The organism is Aureimonas glaciei (assembly GCF_014643375.1).
Taxonomy (GTDB): Bacteria; Pseudomonadota; Alphaproteobacteria; order Rhizobiales; family Rhizobiaceae; genus Plantimonas; species Plantimonas glaciei.
Genome location: NZ_BMJJ01000004.1, coordinates 445590 through 466812, shown reverse-complemented (window position 1 = coordinate 466812; position 21223 = coordinate 445590). Strand labels below are relative to the sequence as shown.

3 protein-coding genes (2 of these 3 only partly in view) are annotated in these 21223 nt (G+C 70.8%); all 3 read right to left on the bottom strand.

What is annotated here, in order from left to right; genetic code table 11:
* Tightly spaced (each overlapping or abutting the next), the 3 genes in view from IEX88_RS11335 to IEX88_RS11325 form a layout consistent with a single transcriptional unit that may run on beyond the window.
* A protein-coding gene (locus IEX88_RS11335) for a non-ribosomal peptide synthetase (RefSeq protein ID WP_188850708.1) crosses the window boundary here: on the bottom strand, window positions 1–10936 show its 5' portion. Its footprint begins 9809 nt before the window's first position; the window shows 10936 of its 20745 coding nt (coding positions 1–10936); it begins with the start codon at window positions 10934–10936; its stop codon lies beyond the left edge, outside the window.
* The gene (locus IEX88_RS11330; RefSeq protein WP_188850707.1) at window positions 10933–12264 is read right to left on the bottom strand and encodes a flavin-containing monooxygenase; all 1332 of its coding nucleotides are present in this window, start codon (window positions 12262–12264) and stop codon (window positions 10933–10935) included. Before IEX88_RS11330 ends, IEX88_RS11335 begins: the two co-directional genes overlap by 4 nt.
* Window positions 12261–21223: the final stretch of an SDR family NAD(P)-dependent oxidoreductase gene (locus IEX88_RS11325; protein ID WP_188850706.1), read on the bottom strand. It continues 12181 nt past the right edge of the window; the window shows 8963 of its 21144 coding nt (coding positions 12182–21144); the start codon falls outside the window, past its right edge — the gene reads right to left on this strand; the stop codon is at window positions 12261–12263. Before IEX88_RS11325 ends, IEX88_RS11330 begins: the two co-directional genes overlap by 4 nt.

The window sequence follows — 21223 nt, the reverse complement described above, 5'->3', positions numbered from 1 at the left end:
TGACGGAATCGATGCCGTAGTCCTCGAGCGGCGCCGAGAGCGAGACCGCGGCAGGATCGACACCGGACTCGTGCGCCACCAGCCCGACGAAATAGCGTTCCGCCGCGCTTCTGGCCGCTTCCTCGCCGGTTGCCGGCGCTGCATCCAGGCGTTCGGCCGACTCGGCGGGAGGCCGGCCCGCCAGCCGGCGCAGGGAGAACCCCTCGATGCGGACGAGGACGGTGCCGGCGTCGTCAGCGAGGTCGATGTCCAGCTTGCGGATCCCCTCGCCCGACGGGACGGTCCGGATATGCGCCCACATCGCGCCCGTCGTCGGCCCGAAGACCATCAGCCGGGCGATGCCGAAGGGCAGAGCGAGTTCGGAGACGCCCTCGTGCGCGAAGGCGACCATGGCGGCGTGGAAGGCGGCGTCGAGCATGGCGGGATGCAGGCGAAAGCCGGCACGGTCGGCCTCTGCCGCCCGCGGCAGACGCAGCCGCGCCAGAACCTCGCCGACGCCCGATGTCAGGTCCGCCACCGCTCGGAACGTCGGGCCGTAGTCGATGCCGAGGGCGGCGTAGGAGGCGTAGAGCCAGTCCGGATCGTGAATGACGCGGCACCGACCTTGCACGGCCTCAATATCCATGCGCGGCGGGTGGCCCGGCAGGGTCGCAGCGATGATTCCGGTGACGAAGGCTTCTTGCGCATCATCGGTCGCGACCAGGCGGAAGGGCCGACCGTCGCTGCCGGCATCGCCGATGTCGACACGCACCGATCGTTCGCCGAGGTTCAGCCGGAGCGGCCGGCGCCAGACGACGTCGGCGAGCGTCACGCCCTCGGCGACGGTATCGTTTCGATCATCCCCGTCGGCAACGGCACGCCCGGCGGCGGCGGCGCGGCAGGCGAGTTCCAGACTCATCGAGCCCGGCAGGATTTTTTCGCCGCGCACGACGTGGTCGCGAAGGTAGAAGGCGTCCGCCTGCAGGAGGAAGACGGCCGGTTCGCGGCCGCCCGCCGGCAGGGCCGGTGTCGCCGACGGCTCCGCGTCCTGGTGCCTCGCGGGGGTGACGCCGTCGAGCCGGTAGACGTCGCGCGCGAAGGGATAGGTCGGCAGCCGCAGGCGACGATGCGGCCCCGGGTCGAGGGCGCTCCAATCCACGGTGCCGCCCCCGACCCAGTGCTGGGCGACGGCACGGGGGTCCAAGCCATCGGCCATCGCATCCGTCCGGGCGGCAGCGCGCCCGGAAAACACCTCGGCGCCCCCCTCGCCCGCCACGAACCCGCCAAGCCGGTCGCGCAATTCCGCGATCGTCGAAGCGACGATGGCGAGCCGCTGCGGCAGGGCGGCGCGGCCGATCTGCAGCGTGTAGGCGAGATCGCCGAGATGCGCGTCGCCGAGCTCTCCCTTGTCCAGCGCCGCCAGGAGATGGCAGGCGCTCTCCTGCAGGCGGTCGCCATCGCGCGCGGACAAGACGACGATCGCCGGCCTGTCGGGCACCACCGTCACCGGATCGACGCCTGCCGGCGCGCGATATTCCTCCAGCACGACATGCGCATTGACGCCGCCGAAGCCGAAACTGCTGATGCCCGCCCGCAGGGGGAGCGCATGCCCCGCCCCGTCCCGCACGGGAGCCCAGGTCTTCGCGCTGCGGACGATCTCGAACGGGCTCCCCGTCAGGTCGATCAGCGGGTTGATCGCTTCGCAGTGGAGGCTCGGGGCCAGCTGCCGGTGCTCGATCTGCTTCAGCACCTTGATGACGCCGGCGATGCCGGCGGCGAGCTCGAGATGGCCGATAGCGGTCTTCACCGAGCCGAGCCCGCAGACCGCCGGGACGATCGCGTCCGAGGTCTCGGGCAGCGTGCGGAAGGCCGATTTCAGCGCGTTGATCTCGACCGGATCGCCGAGCGGCGTGCCGGTGCCGTGCGCCTCGATGTAGCCGATCGTGCGCGGGTCGATTCCCGCCTTGCGATAGACATCGCGCAGGAGGTCGGCCTGCGCCGCGGTGTTCGGCGCCGTCAGCGATTGGGCGCGTCCGCCATGGTTGATGCCGCTGGCGCGGACGACGGCGAGGATCGGGTCGCCGTCGCGCTCGGCGTCCGACTGCCGCCGCACGAGGATCATGCCGACGCCCTCGCCGCGCCCGTAGCCGTCGGCGGCGGCCGAGAAGGTCTTGCAGCGCCCGTCCGGCGCCAGCATGCCGGCCTTGGCGAAGGTGATGTGCGCCGCCGGCGTGACGATGCTGTTGACGCCGCCGACGAGCGCCATGTCGCAGTCGCCCGCGCGGATCGCCTGGACGGCGCGGTGGAGGGCGACGAGCGAGCTCGAACAGGCAGTCTCGACGGGCTCGCTCGGGCCATGCAGGTCGAGGAAATAGCTGATCCGGTTCGGCCCGATCGAGGCGACCGAGCCGGTGGCAAGGTAACCCTCGCCTTCCAGATCCGCCCCCTGACCCTCCTGGTACCCGCTGGAGGCGGTGCCGACGAAGACGCCGACCTTGTGCCCGGCGAGGCTGCGCGGCGAATGGCCGGCATCCTCGATCGCCTTCCAGGCATGCATCAGCATCAGGCGCTGCTGCGGATCCATCAGCCGGGCTTCGCGCGGCGAGATGCCGAAGAACAAGGGGTCGAAGGCGAACACCCCGTCGATGAAGCCGCCCCGGTGGATATTCGTCTTTCCCGGCTCGCGCTTCGGGTCGCCGTCGATCGCCTGCCAGGACCAGCGGTCGGCGGGAACAGGGCCGATGCAGTCGCGCCCGGCGATCAGGTTGGACCAGAACGCGTCCGCATCCCCGGCCATGGGGAAGCAGCAGCTTTGCCCGGTGATGACGATCGGATCGTCCGCCGGCGCGACGGGCGCCTGGAGTTCCGAACGGAAGGCATCCCGGCGATCGGCGCCGGCGCCGACGGCGCGGCCGCCTTCGGCCTTCCGCTCCGAGCGGTCCGCCAGGTCTGCCGTCCGTGGCGCATCGTGGCCCGGCCGATCCGGCTTCAGATCCGCGGCGACATGGCCGGCGAGCCGGGCGAGCGTGGCGAATTCGAAGAAATCCGGCGTGGCCAGCGACAGGCCGAGCTCGGCGTTGATGCGCGCGGCGAAGGCCGTCATCGTCACGGAATCGAAGCCGTAGTCGCCGAGTTCCGTTTCGGGATCGAGGGCCGAGGCGTCCACTTCCAGCGTCCGGGCGGCAATCCCGGTCAGGAGACGGAGCGCGCGCGCTGCCGGGTCTTCGTCGCTCTCCAGGAGCACGGCACCAGTGCCGCCGGGCTGCGAAGGGGCTTGGCCAGCGTCGTCCGCCGCAGCGAGCCGCGTCCGACCGGCCGGACGGGCGACGACAAAGTCCTCGAATCGCACCGCGACAGTGCCGTCGTCGTCACAGACGTCGATGCTCGGGCCGGCATCGGCCCCGCGCAGAACGGCCCACATGCCGGGGGCCGTCGTGCCGTACACGGCGATGCGCCGGACCGAAGACGGGAGGGCCAGCCCGTCCCCCACCGGCCGGTCGAATCCCAGCATCGCCTGCAGCGCCCCGTCGAGAAGCGACGGGTCGAGACCGAAACCGCCATCCGCCTCGGCGGGCACCTCCAGCCGCGCGACGACGACACCCGGTCCCTGCCACAGCCGGCGGATGGCGCGCTGGGCCGGGCCGTAGCTCAGCCCCATCGCGTCGAAGCGGCTGTAGATCGCCGCGACGTCCATCTCACGCGAGGCTGCGGCCTTCGCCCGGTCGAGGTCGATCCGCGGCGCGTCTCCCGGCGGCAACCGCCGCAACTTTCCCTCGGCATGAAGCCGCCGCCCGCCGGCATCGCGCTCGGCGAAGACGAGATAGCGCGAGATGTCCGGGGTCTCGCCTTCCAGGACCACGGACAGGCGCACCGGTCCGGAGCCGACCGAGACCGGTTCGATCCAGCGGTGTCCGAGGAGTTCGAATCCCTCCGCCGAGCCGCCCGAGCCGCCGACCGCGACGCGCAGCATTTCCAGGCTCATCACGCCCGGCAGGACTTTGGCCCCCTGCACGCGATGATCGCGCAGGAAGCTCTCCGAGCCGTCGAAACTGATGGCGGCGGCGGCAACCGCCCCCTCGGCGCCGACCTTCCGGGCTTCCCCGCCGCCGGCCGCCCGTGCCACCGTCGGCGTCACCCAGTAACGCGTCTTCGCGAAGGGATAGCCCGGCAGGGAGATCCGCCGGGCGCCGCGGTTCCGGGAGACCGAGGCCCAGTCGATATTGAAGCCATCGGCCCAGAGGGCGAGAAGATCATCGGGCCGCCCCCGGTCGACCAGACCGGCAGCGGCCAGGCGCAGGGCATCGTCGGATTCGAGCAGCGCCATCGTGCGGCGCCCGGCCTTCGCCCGGCCGATATGGAGACCTTCACGAGCGCCCGCGCCGAGACAGGCGGAAAGCCGGTCGGACAGCTCGGCCAGGCTCGACGCCACGAAACCGAGACGAAACTCCATCGCGTCGCGCGCGATCTGCAGTGTGTGGGCGAGGTCGGTCAGCGAGACACGCCGCCCTGGCTCCGCGAGAAAGGCCAGGAGCCGCTCGGCCATTTCCCGCAACTGCGGCTCTGAGCGCGCCGAGAGGACGACGAGGCTCGGCCCCGCAGCGCGCGCGTCCCCTGCCGGCGGCGGTGCCGGCGGCAGGTATTCCTCGAGCACCAGATGCGCGTTCGAACCGCCGAAGCCGAAACTGCTGACCCCGGCGCGGCGCGGCAGTTCCTCGCCCGCCGCGTCCACGGGCGCGGACCAGTCCGTTAGCTGCCGGGCGACATGGAACGGGCCGGCGCCGAGCTTCAGATAGGGGTTGAGCACGTCGCAGTGGAGGGTCGGGGCGATCGTCCCGTGCCGGAACTGCAGCAGCACCTTGATCAGGCCCGCGATTCCCGCTGCCAGTTCCAGATGGCCGATGTTCGATTTCACCGAGCCGATGGCGCAGCTCTGTGCGGGCGCCCGTCCGAATTGCGCTTCTGCATCACGCGTCAGATCGGCGAAGGCCGAGGTCAGGGCCTCGACCTCGATCGGGTCGCCGAGCGGCGTGCCGGTCCCGTGCGCCTCGATATAGCCGACGGTGCGCGGGTCGAACCCGGCGGCGGCATAGGCGGTCCGCAGCAGATCGGCCTGGGCGCGGGGATTGGGCGCGGTCAGCGAGGCGGCCCGGCCGCCGTGGTTCTCGGCGCTGCCGCGGATGACGGCGAGGATCCGGTCGCCATCCGCCTCGGCCGCAGCCAGCGGCTTCAGGAAGACGAGGCCGACGCCCTCGCCGCGGGCATAGCCATCGGCCGCGGCGGAGAAGGGCTTGCAGCGCCCGCCCGGCGACAGCATGCCGGCCTTGGAGAAGCCGACGAAGGCTTCCGGCAGGAGCAGCGCATTGATGGCACCGGCGATGGCCGCCGTGCAGTGGCCGGAGCGGATCGCCTCGACGGCCCGGTGCACGGCGACGAGCGCGCTGGAGCAGGCGGTTTCGACGGCGACACTCGGGCCGTGAAAATCGTAGAAATAGCTGATCCGGTTCGGCCCGAGCGACGGCGCGAGGCCCGTCATCGAATAGCCCTCGATGGCGACCTCCGCCTGCGAGAGCAGCCGGCTGTAGCCGGTATCCGCCGTGCCGACGAACACCCCGGTGCGCGAGCCCGCCAGCGCCGATGGCGCATAGCCGGCGTCCTCCATCACGCGAAAAGCCTCGGTGAGGAGCAGGCGCTGCTGCGGATCCATCATCCGCGCCTCGGGCGCGGAAATGCCGAAGAAGGGCGCGTCGAAGGCGGCCATGCCGTCGATGAACCCGCCCCATCGGACGTTGCCGCGGCCGGGCTCGGACAGGGGATCGCCGAAATAGTCGCGCCAGTCCCAGCGCTCCGCCGGCACCTCGCCGATGCAGTCCCGGCCTTCCGCCAGAACCTCCCAGAAGTCATCGACGTCGGGGGCGCCGGGAAACTGGCCGCTCATGCCGATGATGGCGATGGCCCCGGGAGCACCAGCGCTGGCGCGATCAGGCTTTCTCGATACGGCCGCGTCGTTCGCGGCCACCACCGATGCGGTCGCCTCAGCCTGGCCGCCACTCTGAGGCTCGGCGGCGGGCGCCACCGCTGGCGCGACAGCCGCCACGATGCCGAGGGCCTTCGCCATGGCCTCTCCCGCCTCTCCGGCGAGATGCCGGCCGATCCCCTCCAGCGTCGGATGCTCGAAGAACAGAGTCGGCGTCAGTTCCAGTCCAAAGCGCTCGTTCAAGCGATTGGCAAACTGTGTGAAGCCGATGGAATCAAAGCCGTATTCGGTCAGTTCGACATCCGTCTCGAGATCGCTCGCCGTCACCTTCAGCTGCACGCTGGCTTCCGTGAGAAGTGCGTCGAGGATCGGCCGGTAAAGCGTTCGCGCGTCAGGAAAAATGCCGTTCTGGGCGGGCGCGCCTCGATCGCCGGTTTCAGCAAGCTCACCGGCCTCCCCGGTCTCGACGGGGTCCAGTCGGTCAGGCGACACGGCGACGAAGCGGCGGATCTTCTCCGCGTCGCCCCAGGCTACCAGCAGCCGCGCGGAGGCTCCGGCCAGGCCGGCGGAAATCATGGCGAGGCCGGTAGCACTGTCCATCGGCACAAGGCCCGTCACCCGCCGCATGAGCTGCGCCTCGGCCGGATCGAGGCGCATGCCGCCCTCCTGCCAGAGCGGCCAGGCGATCGACAGCGTCCGGCCGTGGCGCTCGCCGCGCTGCCGGCGCGCCTCCCGCGACGCGGCGAAGCCGTCGAGAAAGCCGTTTGCCGCGGCATAGGCGGCCTGGCCGACATTGCCGGTGACGGCGGCGATCGAGGAGAAGAGGAGGAAGAAGTCGAGCGGCGCGTCGCCGAGCGCGTCGTCGAGGGTGATCACGCCCCGCACCTTCGGCGCCAGCACATCTCGCAGCTGCGCCGGCGTCTGACGGAGAAAGTTCTCGTCGCGAAGGACGCCCGCGGCATGGATGACGCCGTCGAAACCGCCATGATCCCGCCGGATCCCCTCGACCAGCGCCGCGACCGAGGCCGCGTCCGCGACGTCGGCGACAAGGTGATGCAGGCCGTGGCCTTCCCGCAGCCGCATCGCGAGTTCGGCGGACGGTTCGTGCCGGCTGGCGAGGATCACCCTCGCTTGCGGTGCGGTGCGCAGGATCTCCGACGCCAGGATCAGGCCGAGCTTGCCGGCGCCGCCGGTGACGAGATAGACGCCGCCGTCGCGCCAAGGGGGCGGCGCATCCTCAGCCGCCGACTTTTCCTCCCAGCCTTCCATGGCAAGCCCCGGGCCCTCGGCCCGCAGCAGCGCGCCCGCGGGGGCCCGCTCGGCCCGTTGCAGTGCGGCGGCCAACGCAGATGGGTCGCTGCCGGCGATGGCGACGACCTGGCCGTGCACCCGCCGGTGCTCCCGACCAAGGCTTCGCATCATCCCCGCCAGACCCGCGAGGTGCGGCGGGCTCGCTTCGCCGACGCAAACCATCTGCACCAGGATCGGCCCCGTGCCCGGCTCGCCGAGGAGCGCCTGGACGGCCTCGACGACGTGCAGCGCCATCCGCTCGAACGTCTCCCCCGGTGGCGACGACGCGGGATCGTCGACCACGATCGCCTCGCGGTCCGGGATGGCGCCTCTCCAAGCGCCCTCGTTGCCGCGGACGCCCGCCAGGAGCACGACGCGACGCTCGAACGCTGGAGACGTCGAACCGGGGACGAGCGGACGCCAGCAGGGCTCGAAGCAGAGGAGAACGTCGCCGGCAGCGTCTCCGGCCGGAGCCGAAGCCGCGACGACCAGCCGGCGCGTGACAAAACCCCTGATGGCCACGCGGGTGCTGCCATCGTCGGCGAGGAGATCGATATCCATCGCCCGCACGCCCGGCCGGGTCTCGTCCACGGCGCGGACAAGCGCCCACATGTGCGGCTCGCAGGGCCCGAACATCTCGACCGCGTCGATCGAGAACGGCAGGGCGGTGGCGCCATCCCCCGGTTCGGCGAGGCCGATGGCCGACTGGAGGGCGCCGTCGAGAAGACTGGGATGAAGCACGAAGCCGGACATGCCCGCGTGCAGCGCCGCCGGCAGTTCGAGCTCGGCGAGAACCTGCGTGCGGCCTTCGGCATCCCTGCCGATCGCCAGGTCGCGGATGACGCGGTGGCCTTCGCCATAGCCGAGGTCGAGAGCGTCAAAGGCGGCATAGATTTCGGCTGCCGGACGGGGGCGGGCGGAAGCCTGCCGAAGAACCTGCAGGTCCACCTGTGGGGGGCGAATGCCTGACGCCGCGATGCGCATCTGCGCATGCACGCTGCGCTCGCCGCTCTCGGAGATGCTGACGATCTCCGCCCGCGCGCCCTCGGAAAGGCGCACGATCTCGCAGATCACCGTGACCGGGCGCTCCACCCTCAGCGGCGTCATCCAGACGACCTGGCGGAGCGTCGGCGCGGAAAAGCCGGCCTGTTCGGCCGCGGCCCGCGCCAGCTCGAGATAGGCGACGCCGGGAAGAACAGGCGTTCCGGCCACGCGGTGATCGGCGAGAAACGTCTCCTCGCCGGTCAACCGAAGTTCGAAGCGGTCACCGCCCAGCGGCTGGGGCATCAGCGTCGCCGGCGCGGGTCGTGGGATCGGAAGCTCGGGCAGCGGCAGCCAGTAGCGCTGGCGCTGGAAGGCGTAGCTCGGCAGGGCGATCCGGCGAGGGCGCCGGCCCGGATACAGGGCCGACCAGTCGACCGCGCCGCCGGCCGTCCAGTGGGCGGCGATGGTGGCAGGAGGCTCCGCCCGGGGATCGAGGGCCGCGACTTGCTGGCCGGCGGGCGCGGTTCCGATGGCCGCGGCGCCCGGCGCCTGCGCCAGGAAGGCATCCATGGCCCGGATGAGCGCCGGCCTCTCCGCCGCCACGAAGCACAGCCGCCAGCGCATGGCATCGCGCCCGACCTGCAGCGTCGCCGCCATGTCGGCGAGATCGGCCGTCGCCGCCGCCTCCCGGAGGCGCGCGACCACCGCCCGCAGCGCCGCCTCGCTCTTCGCCGAGACCGGAAAGAGAAACGGACCTTCCCGCGGTACCGGCGGCGCCTCGGCGGGCCTGCGGTATTCCTCGATCACCATGTGGACGTTCGTGCCGCCGGCGCCGAAGGAGCTGAGCCCCGCCCGCAGCGGCTGCTCCCGGCCCTCGATGACCGCCCGCTTCCAGGGCCGCGCCTCGGTGACGAGGAAGAAGGGCGAGCCGGCGAGCTCCAGGAGCGGGTTCGGCGCCGCGCAATGCAGCGTCGGGTAGAGCGTCTCGCTGCGCATCGCCAGCAACACCTTGATCAGCCCGGCCATGCCGGCCGCGGTCTCCGCGTGACCGATATTGGACTTGACCGAGCCGAGGCCGATCGTCGGCTCGGCAGCCGGCACGAGGTCCCTGTCGCGATAGAGCTCGGCAAAGGCACGCTTCAGGCCGTCGATCTCGATCGGGTCGCCGAGCGGCGTGCCGGTGCCGTGGCACTCGACCATGCCGATGCTGCGGGGGTCGACGCCGGCCTGGCGATGCGCCTCGACGATGAGCCGCGCCTGCGACTTCGGATTGGGCGCCGTCAGCGAGGTCGCGCCGCCGCCATGATGGGCGACCGAGCCGCGGATGACGCCGAGGATCGGGTCGCCGTCGCGTTCCGCCAGGTCCAGCCGCTTCAACAGCACGGCGCCGACGCCGTCGGCGCGCGCATAGCCGTTGGCATCGCGGGAGAAGCTCTTGCAGCGTCCGTCCGGGGTGATCATCCCGACCTTGGAGAACATGATGTGCTGGGTCGGCGACAGCATCAGGTTGGAGCCGCCAGCGATCGCCATCTCGCAGCCCTCGTGCCGGATGCTCATCACCGCGCGGTGGATGGCGACGAGCGAGCTCGAGCAAGCGGTATCAACGACTTCGCTGGGTCCGTGAATGTCGAGAAGGAAGGACAGCCGGTTCGGGCAGAAGGCGTGGCCGAGCCCGGTCAGCTGCTGCGCCTCCATGATCCCGGCCCGGTTCGCCATGTCGGTATAGTCGAGAAGGTTGATGCCGAGGAACATGCCGACCTTGCGGCCCGACAGCGCGCCGGGCGCGTAGCCGCCCTTTTCGACGAGGCTCCAGACGCATTCCATGAACAGCCGGTGCTGCGGGTCGATCAGCTCGGCCTCGCGCGGCGAGATGTTGAAGAAGCCGGCATCGAACATGTCCGCATCCGGCACGAAGCCGCCGAACCGCACGTCGGTGAAGGCCCCCTTCTTCGGATCGCCATGCACGGCGCGCCAGTCCCAGCGCTCCGGCGGGATCTCCTCGATGCAATCGTCACCGGCCCGCAGATGCGCCTCGAAGGCGTCGAGGTCGGGGCTCCGGGGAAATTTCCCTTCCATCGACAGGATCGCGATCGGCACATCCTTGCCGGAGCCCCCAAGCGCGAACGCTGGCGCCGAAACCGCCGCAAGGGCGGCCACGACGGGCAGCCCTCTCCCGCTGCCGGCGGCCTTCCGCTGCCGGGCAATCCAGGCCTCAGACGTTCTCCGGCCCGACGCGGGCAATATTGGTGACGAAGGAGGTGATGGATCCGAGGCAGGGGTTGCCTCGGACCCCGCAGGCGGCCTGTCAGCCGAGCGGGCGGCGATCGTCTTGCCGTAGCGCTCGAAGAGGATGGCGCCGAGATCGTCGAGATGCTTGGCCTCGAAGAACACCGTCGGCGCGACGGAAATCCCGAAATGCCGGGAGATCTGCGCCATGATCTCGGTGATCGCGATCGAATCGATCCCGAGATTGGCAAGGTTTTCGCGTGGGCTCAGTTCCGCCGGCGGCATGCGCAGGGCCGCGGCGGCCAGCTGCCAAACATCGTGGGCAAGTTGGGCGGCGGGGTTCTCCGGCGGCGCACCCGGCGGCGGTTCGGCGGCGCCGGCGGCCGCTTTCGCAGCGAGGCGCGCGCGGGCCCGCCCGATCAGTTCCGCGTCGAGCCTCTCGGCCATCCGGGCCCGCAGCGTGTCGCGACCGCCGAAACTCATTCGGCCGCCTCCGCCTTGGCGGAAGCGCCCTCCGCGAGCATGTCGCGGTAGCGGCGCATGTGGCCGAGCAGCTTCCAGAGGTCTGCTTCCCACTGGTGGCGGTAGGACTGGATGAAGTAGCTCTGGCCGAGATCGGGCGTGTCGGTGCGCTTGGCCGCCAGAAACCGCTCCAGCCCGCTGGTGCGGCCGAACAGGGCGCGGGCGTAGTTGAGGACGAAGAGCCCCTGCGTCTTCAGGCCGTCGCCGAGCCCGCCGGCCGCATTGATGAAGCCCATGAACAGGATTGTGTCGAGGTTGCGCGGCGTGGAGTGGAGGAAGAGGTCGGGAATCCCGCCCTTCCACTCCAGCAGTGCCGGGTCGAGGAACGGAAAGTCCCGCCGGTATCCCGTCGCATACAGCACGAGGTCGAAGTCCGCCTCGCTGCCGTCGGCAAAGCGCGCCGTCTTGCCGCGAAAGCTCTCGACGTCGCCCTTCGGCGCCACGTCGCCGTGGCCGATATGGTAGAGCAGCAGCGAGTTCATCACGGGATGGGCGCCGTCGAGCGGGTAGTCCGGCCGGGGCAGCCCATAGTCGGCGCCGTCATAGCCGGCAAGGCGGAACACTTCCTCGATATAGGCGAGCGTCTCCTCCTTGCTGGAGAACTTGCTGCCGAGCTCCATCATCCACTGCGGCGTCGGTTTGCCCCCGATGAATTTCGGCTGGTAATAATAGCCGCGCCGGGTGCTGTGATGCACGGTCTCCGCGGTGCGGATGGCATCGACCGCGATGTCGCAGCCGGAATTGCCCCCGCCGACGACGAGGACGCGCTTTCCACGCAGCTGGTCGGCCGTTTTGTAGTCGGCGGCATGCAGCACCTCGCCCTCGAAGTTTCCGGCGTAGGCGGGCTCGGGAAAGCGCGGCACCCGCTGCAGCCCGTTGCAGACGATCACCAGCCGATAATGCGCGTCATGGCCGGCCGCGCTCTTCAGGCGCCAGCCCTCGCCTTCCGGCACCAGGGTCTTGATGGCGGCGTTGAAGCGGGTCCGCGGATAGAGGCCGGCCTCCCGGGCGCAGGCGCGCAGATAGGCGAGCATCTGCCGGTGGTCGGGATAGGGCGGATAGCTCTCCGGCATCGGGAAGTCGGGCAGCTGCGTATTGAATTTCGGCGAGATGAGGTGGAGCGACCGGTAGGTTCGGCCGCAGGCCGCCTCGCCGTTCCACACCCCGCCGAAATCGCCTTCGGCCTCGAAGAGGTCCACGTCGATCCCGCCGGCCAGGAGCTCGCGAGCGACGCCGATGCCGGTCGGACCGCCGCCGATGATCGCCACACGCGCCGGACTGCCGTTCATTGAGCAACCTCCTCATCCAGATGGATGTCCCAGCTGCTCTCCAGCGATACCAGCTTTACGCCGTCGAGCCGCAGGCATTCTTCGCCCTCGGCGTCGAATAGTTGGACTTGGCAGGCACCCGCGTCGTCACCGTCCGCGCTGTGGATGCGGACGACGGCCGTGTCTGCGAGCGGCGCGAACCCCGTCATCGCCTCGATGCTGAAGGGAAACATCAGGTCCGACCGATCCGGACGCGCGCCCGCACCGGCACGCGCCCGGAAGGTGAGAAGGCGCCAGACGGCATCCAGGAAGAAGGGGTTGAACCAGTGCCCCGCGGACTCTGCCCCGCGCGGCAGTTGGAGATCGGCGATGAGCGTCCCCCCGTCGCGTCGAACGGAGCCGATGCCGGCCATTTCCGGCGACGGCGGGCCGGAGGCGATGGCGCAACCGTCGGCAAAGAGCCTGTAGGCGGCACCCGCATCGGACCCGCGCTCCCGTTCGCCCGGCGGCAGGATGGTCCGCGCCGGCAGGCCTGGCTCATCCGGCGCGGCCGAGCCGAAATGGCAGGCCCCCTCGCCATCGGCCTCGACCCGGTAGAGCAGGCCCTCGGCGTCCGACAGGACGACGACCGTCATGTCGCGCGGATGCCCGTTGATCGCGACGGGGCCGCCCCACAGAAGGTGCTGCAGGCGCCGGACGGGCGTGCCCGAAAGCCGTTCCAGCGTGGCGCGGGCGATTTCCGGCAGGAACAGGCCGAGCGACAGCCGCTCTTCGCCGCTCATATGCGTCGTCAGGTAGGCCTCGGTGCCGTCGAGACGAATGACGCGGCGGCCGAGCTCGCCCTCCGCCGGAGCCTTGCCGAGAAGCGCGGAGGCGTCGGGCGAGGCGATCGGCAGACCCGCCGGCCGCGGCGGTGCCTGGGGGGTATCGACCCAGTGGCGCGTCGCAGCAAAAGGATAGGCCGGAATATGGATGCGCCTGGCGCCGGCGATGGCCGGCCATGCGAGGTTCATGCCGCCGGCCCACAGTTTCGCGGCCCTGCCGAGCTGCTCCGGATCGGGAGACGCCAGCCAGCGGGCGACGAGCGCCTTCGCCTCCTCGTCGGCGCCGAAGATCGTCGCCATGCCGCCATCCGCCGCAGACAGATGCACGCCGGCGATCGGCCGGCCCGCGGCGACCGAGGCGAGCGCCCGCAGCAGTTCGTCGCGTCCGCTGCAGACGACGGCAAGCCGCTCCGAATGAACCGCGCGACCTGTCTGCAAGGTACAGGCGAGACTGCCGAGGTCGAGGCCGGGCCGTGATGCCACGAAGCGCTCCAGCGCGCCGGCATAGGCGATCAGCCGGTCCCGGTCGCGGGCGGACAAAACAAAGATCCAGGGTCCCGTACTCGGCGACACGGCGTTCGGCGCGTCCGAACTCTGTTCGAGAACCACATGCGCATTGGTGCCGCTGAAGCCGAAGGCGCTGACGCCCGCCCGCCGCGGCGCGCCGACCGGCGCGGGCCACTCGCTCAAGGTCCGGCTGACGAAGAAGGGCGTCTTCTCGAACGCGATGTGGCCGTTCGGGGTGTCGATGTTGATCGAGGGCGGAATCTGCCGGTTCTCCAGCGCCAGCATGGCCTTCAACAGCCCGGCGATCCCGGCGCTGGCGAGGAGATGGCCGACATTGCTCTTCACCGACCCGAGCGCACAGGCGTCGCCGGCTGGCAGGTCGAAGGCTCCGGTCAGCCCCTCCACCTCGATCGGATCGCCGAGCGGCGTCCCGGTGCCATGGCATTCGACGAGGCCGATGGTGGCGGGGTCGATGCCGAAACGGGCATGGACGGCGCGGATCAGCGCCGTCTGGGCCTTCGGATTGGGCGCCGTGATGCCGTTCGTGCGGCCGTCCTGGTTGACGCCCCAGCCGCGGATCACCGCATGGATGGGATCGCCGTCGCGCTGCGCATCGGCCAGCCGCTTGAGCAGCACCGCCCCGACGCCTTCGCCTGGAACGAAGCCGTTGGCCCTTTCGTCGAAGGTGAAGCAGCGGCCGTCGGCCGAGAGCATGCTGACCTTGGCCGTGTCGACGAACATCTTGGGCCCGACGAGAACGCAGGCGCCCCCCGTAATCGCCAGGTCACAGACGCCGGCGACGAGGCTTTCGCAGGCCTCGGCCAGCGCGACGAGCGAGCTGGAGCAGGCGGTGTCGATCGACAGGCAGGGGCCGCGCAGGTCGAGGAGATAGGCGATGCGGGAAGCGAGGATCGAGCCGGCGCTGCCGAGCAGGCTGTAACTGTTGCGCTCTTCGATCAGGTCCTCGTAGCCGCTCGGCCCGGATGAGACGTAGATGCCGCAGCGCGAGCCGGCGAGCCGGGCCGGGTCGATCGCGGCATCCTCGATCGCGTGCCAGGCCGTCTGCAGGAACAGGCGCTGCTGCGGGTCCATCAGCTCGGCCTCGCGCGGCGTGATGCCGAAGAAGCGCGCGTCGAACGCGTCGACGGCGTCGAGCGCGCCCATCCACTTGCAATAGGTCTTTCCCGGCGCCTGCGGATCGGGGTCGTAGAAGCGGGCGATGTCCCAGCGCGAGGCCGGAATTTCGCCGATGCAGTCCACCCCGTCGCGGATATTGCGCCAGAAGGCGTCGAGGTCCGCTGCCTTGGGGAACATGCCGGAGGCGCCGATGATGGCGATGCCATCCGAGCGGGCGTCAGCGTCGGCGCGGGCGACGACCGGCGGAGCGGCCGGCCGCGGCTCGGGATCGGTCGCGGCCAGGGCGGCAGAATGCGGCAAGGCGGCCGGCGGCACCGGCGCGCCCGCGCCGTGCCCCCTCGCCGGCGCCTCTGCCACCCGCCCCGGCGGCGGCAGGAGCGTGGCGACATGATCCACCAGCGCCCCGACGGAAGGGTGGGCATAGACCGCCGTCGCCGGCAGGGCGATGGAATAGCGGGCGTTGAGGAGGCGGATCCAGGTGACGGCGAGGATCGAGTCGAGGCCCAGATCGAGGAAGCCGGAGCGGTCCTCGATCTCCTGGGGATCGATCATCAGCTCGCCGGCCAGCGAGGCGACGATGTCCTCCCGCAAGGCGTCGGTCGGCCGGCGCATTGCAGGCGTTTCCGCGGCATTGGCGGCCCGCTCGGCCAGGGGAGCGACCGGCGCCGACGCATTTGGCCCACGCCCGTCAGGTCGATGGTCGCCCACCAGCCGCGCGACTTCGCCTGCCAGCAAACCAACGGTCGGATGCGCATAGACCGCCGTCGCCGGCAGCGCGATGCCGAAGCGCTCGTTCAGCCGGCGGATCCACGTCACCGCCAGGATGGAATCGAGGCCGAGATCGATGAAACTGGCGTTTGCCCCGATCTCGGCGACGTCGATCATCAGCTCCTCGGCCAGCGAGGACATGACCGCGCCGACGATGCCCGCATCGTCTCCCGATGGCGGAGCTCGGTTGGGCGCGATCGCCGGCTCCGCCGCACCGAATTTTTCCGCGATGCGCGCGCGCACGTCCTCATTGCCGATGAAGGTCTCGGCGTGCATCGCCAGCTCCTGCTGCAGAACGGTTTCGAGGGCATCGCGCAAGGGCTGGGCCGCCGTCCGCTTCCTCGCCAAGAGGCTGTCGCGGGAGAGACGCGCCAGTTCGTGCGCCCGCGCCAGCGCCAGGGAGAGGACGTCGCAGGCCGGGACGACCGTCGCCTGCTTCGACCGCTGCGACAGTTCACGGCCCCGGTATTCCCGCGCGGTGAACAGGATCTCGCGGCCAAGGTCGTCGCCGAGGCGGTGCGGCAGCACCAGGGTCACGCCGGCTCCCGGCGTAAAGCCGTACCAGAGATAGTTGCTGTGATAGACCGCCTCCTCGGCGTGGATCGCCCAGTCGCAGGTAAGGCCGAGCGCCCAGCCCGCGCCGATGCCGTGGCCCTGCAGGGCGGCGATGACCGGGAGATTGCAGGCGAGCGGCAGCGCGTAGATCCGGCGGTCGGTAAACCGGCTGCCGCCGCTCTGCAGATCGCGCAGCCCCTCCGCCGTGCCGCCGCAGGCGAAGAAGGTCTCGTGCCCGGTCAGGACGACGACCCTCGCCGCCGCCAATTGCGCGATCGTCGCGAAGGCTTCCTCCAGGCCGTCCATCAGGGCCGGGGTGAACATGTTGCGCCCGTCCCGCTCCAGCATGCGCAGGAGAAGCACGCCGTCGTCGAAGAGGTCGAGTTCGACGACTGGCGAGGCAAGCGGAATTTTGCGCGAGGCGAAACCCGGCGCGGCCTCTCGGGCCAGGTCCGCCACCGGCATTTCGGCTGAAAACGGCATGGCGGCCGCGACGGGCGTCAGCGGCAGGCGCGTCCACATGTGGCGCTTCAGCAGAACGAGCGGCAGGCGCGGCGCCCGCGCGATCTGGCGGGCCAGCGTCAGCGCGGTCTGGTCCTGCGTCCCCTCTGGCGCGAGGACGATGCCCCATTCGCGCAGCGCGTCGCCGTCACGGCCGGTGCGGTCAGTCGCCTGGAGACGACCGACCGTTCCCAGCCGAAGCGCGTAGAGCCTGTGAACCAGTTCCGTCTCGGCGGCAGGGATGTCGTCGAGACCGCTGCGCTCGCCAAGGACCAGGAAATCGGCGACGAGCGCCATCTGCGCCGAAGCACCGGAGGGACGGCCCTGAAAGGCCGCGACGACGGGCACGGCGCAGGTGACGAGGCTCTCGGCATTCCAGGTCGGCGCCTTCTGCCCCTGCCCCTCTAGCCTGCCTGCGAGGATCACGGCGCGGACAGCCAGGTCGTCGCCCGCGGCGATAAGTTCCTCGGTCAGCCTTGCCGCCAGCGCCGGCCCCCAGCCGCCGCTCAGAGTAAGGACGCGAACGCCCTCCCTGTCGGCCGAGCGTTCCACAGTGCCGGCGGGCGACTGAGGCACGCGCGGCGTCACGGGCGCGAGGGCCACCCTGGCGGAGCAGACAACGCCGGACGCCGAGACCGAGGCCGCCATGGCTTCCGGCCGCCCGAGCCGGACCCGCGCCGCCGGCGCAGGCGCGGGATCATCACCTCCTGGCCGAGGCAGGGAAGAGGCCGTTGGTGTTGCCTCGGCAAATGGCATCGATGCGAGCCGACGCTCCGGCTCCAAGGCAGCGACAGGGCCGATCGGTCCCACCCAATAGCTCTTTCCCCCAAACGGATAGGTCGGCAGCGGCACGCGGCGGCGGGCCGCGGAAAACAGCGTGTGGACATCCAGCGTCCTGCCTTCGACGAAACGCCGGCCGAGAAGCTCGAGATCGGCGACGCGCGTGCTTTCATCGGGCTCGCTGGTTCGCAGGCTCCCGACGCGGTTTCCGCCGGCGCGTTCGGGCCCGCTTGTTTCTCTAGCCACCGCGGACGACCCATTGTCCAGCCAGGCACTCAGGCCGCCGATCAGGGCGTCAAAACTGTCGGCGACCAGCGCCAGCCGATGCTGAAAATGCCGCCGGCCGGCGAGGAGCGTGAAGGCGACGTCCTCCGGCAGCAGGCCGGGTTGCGCCTGGAGATGCTGCCGGAGACGGGCGGCCTGCGCCCGCAACTGCTCCGTCGTGCGGGCCGACAGGACGAACAGCTGATGCCGCTGCGGCTCGGGCGCCGAGGGCGCCTGCCTCGCCTCCTCGACCACGAGATGGGCATTGGTGCCGCCGAAGCCGAAGGAGCTGATCGCCGCCCGGCGCTGGCCGTCCGCCCGGACGGGCCAGGCGACCGGCGCCTCGTTCACCTGGAAGCGGCTCGCGGCGAAATCGATCGCGGGATTGCCGCCGGCAAAATGCAGCGTCGGCGGAATGCTGGCGTGCTTCAGGCTCCACAACACCTTGGCGAGCCCGGCGAACCCCGCCGCCGTCGTGGCGTGGCCGATGTTCGACTTGACCGAGCCGAGCCATGTCGGCTCGCGGCGGAGACCGGCGTCGGAAAAAGCCCGAGCGAGGGCCGCGTGCTCGATCGGATCGCCGAGCACGGTGCCCGTGCCGTGCGCCTCGACGAGATCGATCGTCGCCGGGTCGATGCCGAATTTGGCGTAGAGCTCGCGGATCAGCCGCTCCTGCGAGGCGGCGCTCGGCGCGGTGATGCCGTTCGTCGTGCCGTCCTGGTTGGTGCCGGAGCCGATGACGACGCCGAGCACCGTGTCGCCATCGGCGAGCGCCTCGGACAGCGGCCGCAGCAGCATGGCGCCGACCGCCTCGCCGGGAACGATGCCGTCGGCCCCGGCGCCGAAGGCGGCGCATCGCCCGGAGGGCGAGAGCATGCGCGCGGCATTGGCGGAGCGGAAGAACCGCGGCGAGCTCTGGATGAAGACCCCACCGGCCAGCGCCATCTCGCTGTCGCCGTTCCAGAGGCTCTGGCACGCCATGTGGAGGGCGACGAGCGAGCTGGAACAGGCCGTGTCGATGGCGACGGCGGGACCCTTGAGGTCGAGCCAATAGGATATCCGCGCGGGAATGAGCGAGGTGGTGTTGCCCCAGAAGGCCTGGCCGGGCGGCTGCTCGGCGAACAGGTCCTGATAGTCGCCATGCGCGCAGCCGACGAAGACGCCGCACCGCCTTCCCACCATGTCCGCGCCGGCATGGCCGGCATTCTCCAGCGTCTTCCAGGCCTCCTCCAGGAACAGCCGCTGCTGCGGGTCCATATAGGTCGCTTCCAGCCCGGAAATGCCGAAGAAGACCGGGTCGAACCGGTCGACGCCCTCGATGAAGCTGCCGTGGCGGCCGAAACTGCCGGGCTCGGCGTCGCGGTAGAGGGGCTCGAGGTCGAACCGCGTCGCCGGCTCCACCAGATCGTCGCCGGCAACGAGGTGCGCCCACAGCGCGTCGATCGTGTCCGAGCCGGCAAAGCGGCCGCTGGCGCCGACGATGGCGATCGGCTCGCGGCCGGCGGCATCGGCCAAGCGGGCCTGCGGCGTGCCATGAATCTGGGTCGGCGCGGACGCCGTCTGCGCGACCGCCGTCTCCGGCACCCTCGGTGACGCACGGTCGGCAAGGGCCGGATACTGCCCCAGCAGGAAGGTCTCCAGCCTCGCGGCGCTGGCGAAATCGAACAAGCTGGCCTGATCCAGCCGGATATCGAGAGCCTTGCGCAGGCGGTGGACGAATTCGGCACCGAGGATCGAATCGAGGCCGTAGTCGGCGAAGCTGCGGTCGCGGTCGATGCTGGAAGGCGCGACGTTCAGCGTCTGCCCGAGGGTCGCGAGCAAGGTCTCGCGCAAGGACGTCGCGGCCTGGCCATGGCGGTCTTCCAGGTCCTCCGCGACGCCGCTGCCCGGCAGCGCGTGCAGGCTGCTCGCCGGTGCGACCGTGGCAGCCGCCGAGTCGACGCCCCCGCGCTGAACGCCGGTCGCCCGCGCGGCGATCACCTGCTGGCCCAGCGCCTGCTCCTCGGGCGAGGATCCGGTGAGCCAGGCAAAGCCGGTTTCCTCCAGCACCTTTCGCCACATGGACGCCGTCAGCGACGGCGTGCCGGCGATCCGCCGCTCCGGATCCGTGAACCGCCACCAGCCGTCCAGCAGCCCGAAGGTCACATGGGTGAAGAGCGTCGGCATCGCGGTTTCGTTCAGGAGCAGGACGCCGCCCGGCGCCAGCGTCTCGTGCACCCGTGCCAGCGTGCGAGCGATATCCGCCGTCGCGTGCAGCACGTTGGCGGCGATGACGAGGTCGCAGGAGCCGGCCGCGATGCTCTGCCCAGCCAGCGGCCGCTCGACGTCGAACAGTGCCGTCGTCAGGCCGGGGATGCGGTCGGCATAATGGCGTTCGGCGTGGATGAGGAAGGCCCGCGACACGTCGGTGTAGGCATATGCGCCGATCCGCTCCCTATGCGGCCGCAGGGCCTCGAAGACCGGCTCGCTCGTGCCGCCGGTGCCCGCGCCGATTTCCAGGATGCGCAGTTTTCGACCGTCGTCCGGGAAGGCGGCGACGACGCCCGCCGCCGCCGCGGCGAGGGTGCGGCTGAAGCGGGCCGCGACGGCATTTTCCTTGTAAACGGCCTCGACGAGCGTCTGGCGGCCTTCGGGGAACAGGATTTCCGTCGCCGGCCGCCGGCCGGTGAGAATATCGGGCAGCGCCTGCAGCGCCGCTTCAGCGAGGTCCGCCTGCGCCCTGCCCGTGCCGGTCTGCCGGAAGGCATCCCAGAGGGCCCAGGCTTCCGCCGCGGGGGCCGTTCCCGTCCGCGCCCGGAGATGCAGGCGCGCCGCCTCGGCCCAGGGCCGGTATGCGGCAAGGATGTCCGTTGGCGGGATGGCCGCGAGGATCGGCCCGAGAACGCCGGTGATCGCGTGTTCCAGAGCCTCGATCTCCGCCGACAGCACGGCATCGCCTCGGCCGGTCGTCACGATCCGTTCGAACGCATCCTCCGCCCTTTCCGGTGACGTGGACGTTTTCGCCTCGGGTCGGGCCGGCAGCCAATAGCGCTGGGCCTCGAAGGGGTAGGTCGGCAGGGAGACGATGCGCGCCCGATCTCCCCGGCGCAGATCCTCCCAGGGGATCGCGACCCCTTCCACCCAGAGCCGCGCCACGGACTCGATGCGTCCGTCTTTCCAGGCTCCGGCGACGATCGCGTCGACCACTGCGTCATCGCCGAGCGCGGCAAGGACATTGCGCGATGCCGGCCCTTCATTGGAGAGGACGGAAGGATCGGCAGCACTCCCCGACAGCCAGGACGCCAGTCGCTCGGCAAGCTGCCGGGTGCTGCCGGCAAGGATCATCAACCGGCTTTCCATCGCCTCGCGGCCAACCTGCAGCGTGTAGGCGATGTCGGCAAGCCGTGGCGCGTCCGATGCGACGGACGGCGCCTCCGCCTTCGCGCCGATGAGCGTCGCCAGCCGTTCGACCGTGCCAGCAAGGTCGAGATCCGACCGGTCGAGCGCCACGCCGAAGCGGGTCTTTGCCCATTGCGTCAGCGCCGACAGATGCGCGGCCTCCAGCCCGAGCGCGGCGAGGTCTTCCGCCGGATCGATGTCCCGCGGCTCGACGTTGAGCCATGACGCGAGCGCCGCCGACAGCGCCGGGAGGATCGCGCCCGTTT

Excerpts from the sequence above, each read along its gene's own strand:
- IEX88_RS11330 (WP_188850707.1), bottom strand. The coding sequence starts at position 12,264 with ATGAACGGCAGTCCGGCGCGTGTGGCGATCATCGGCGGCGGTCCGACC.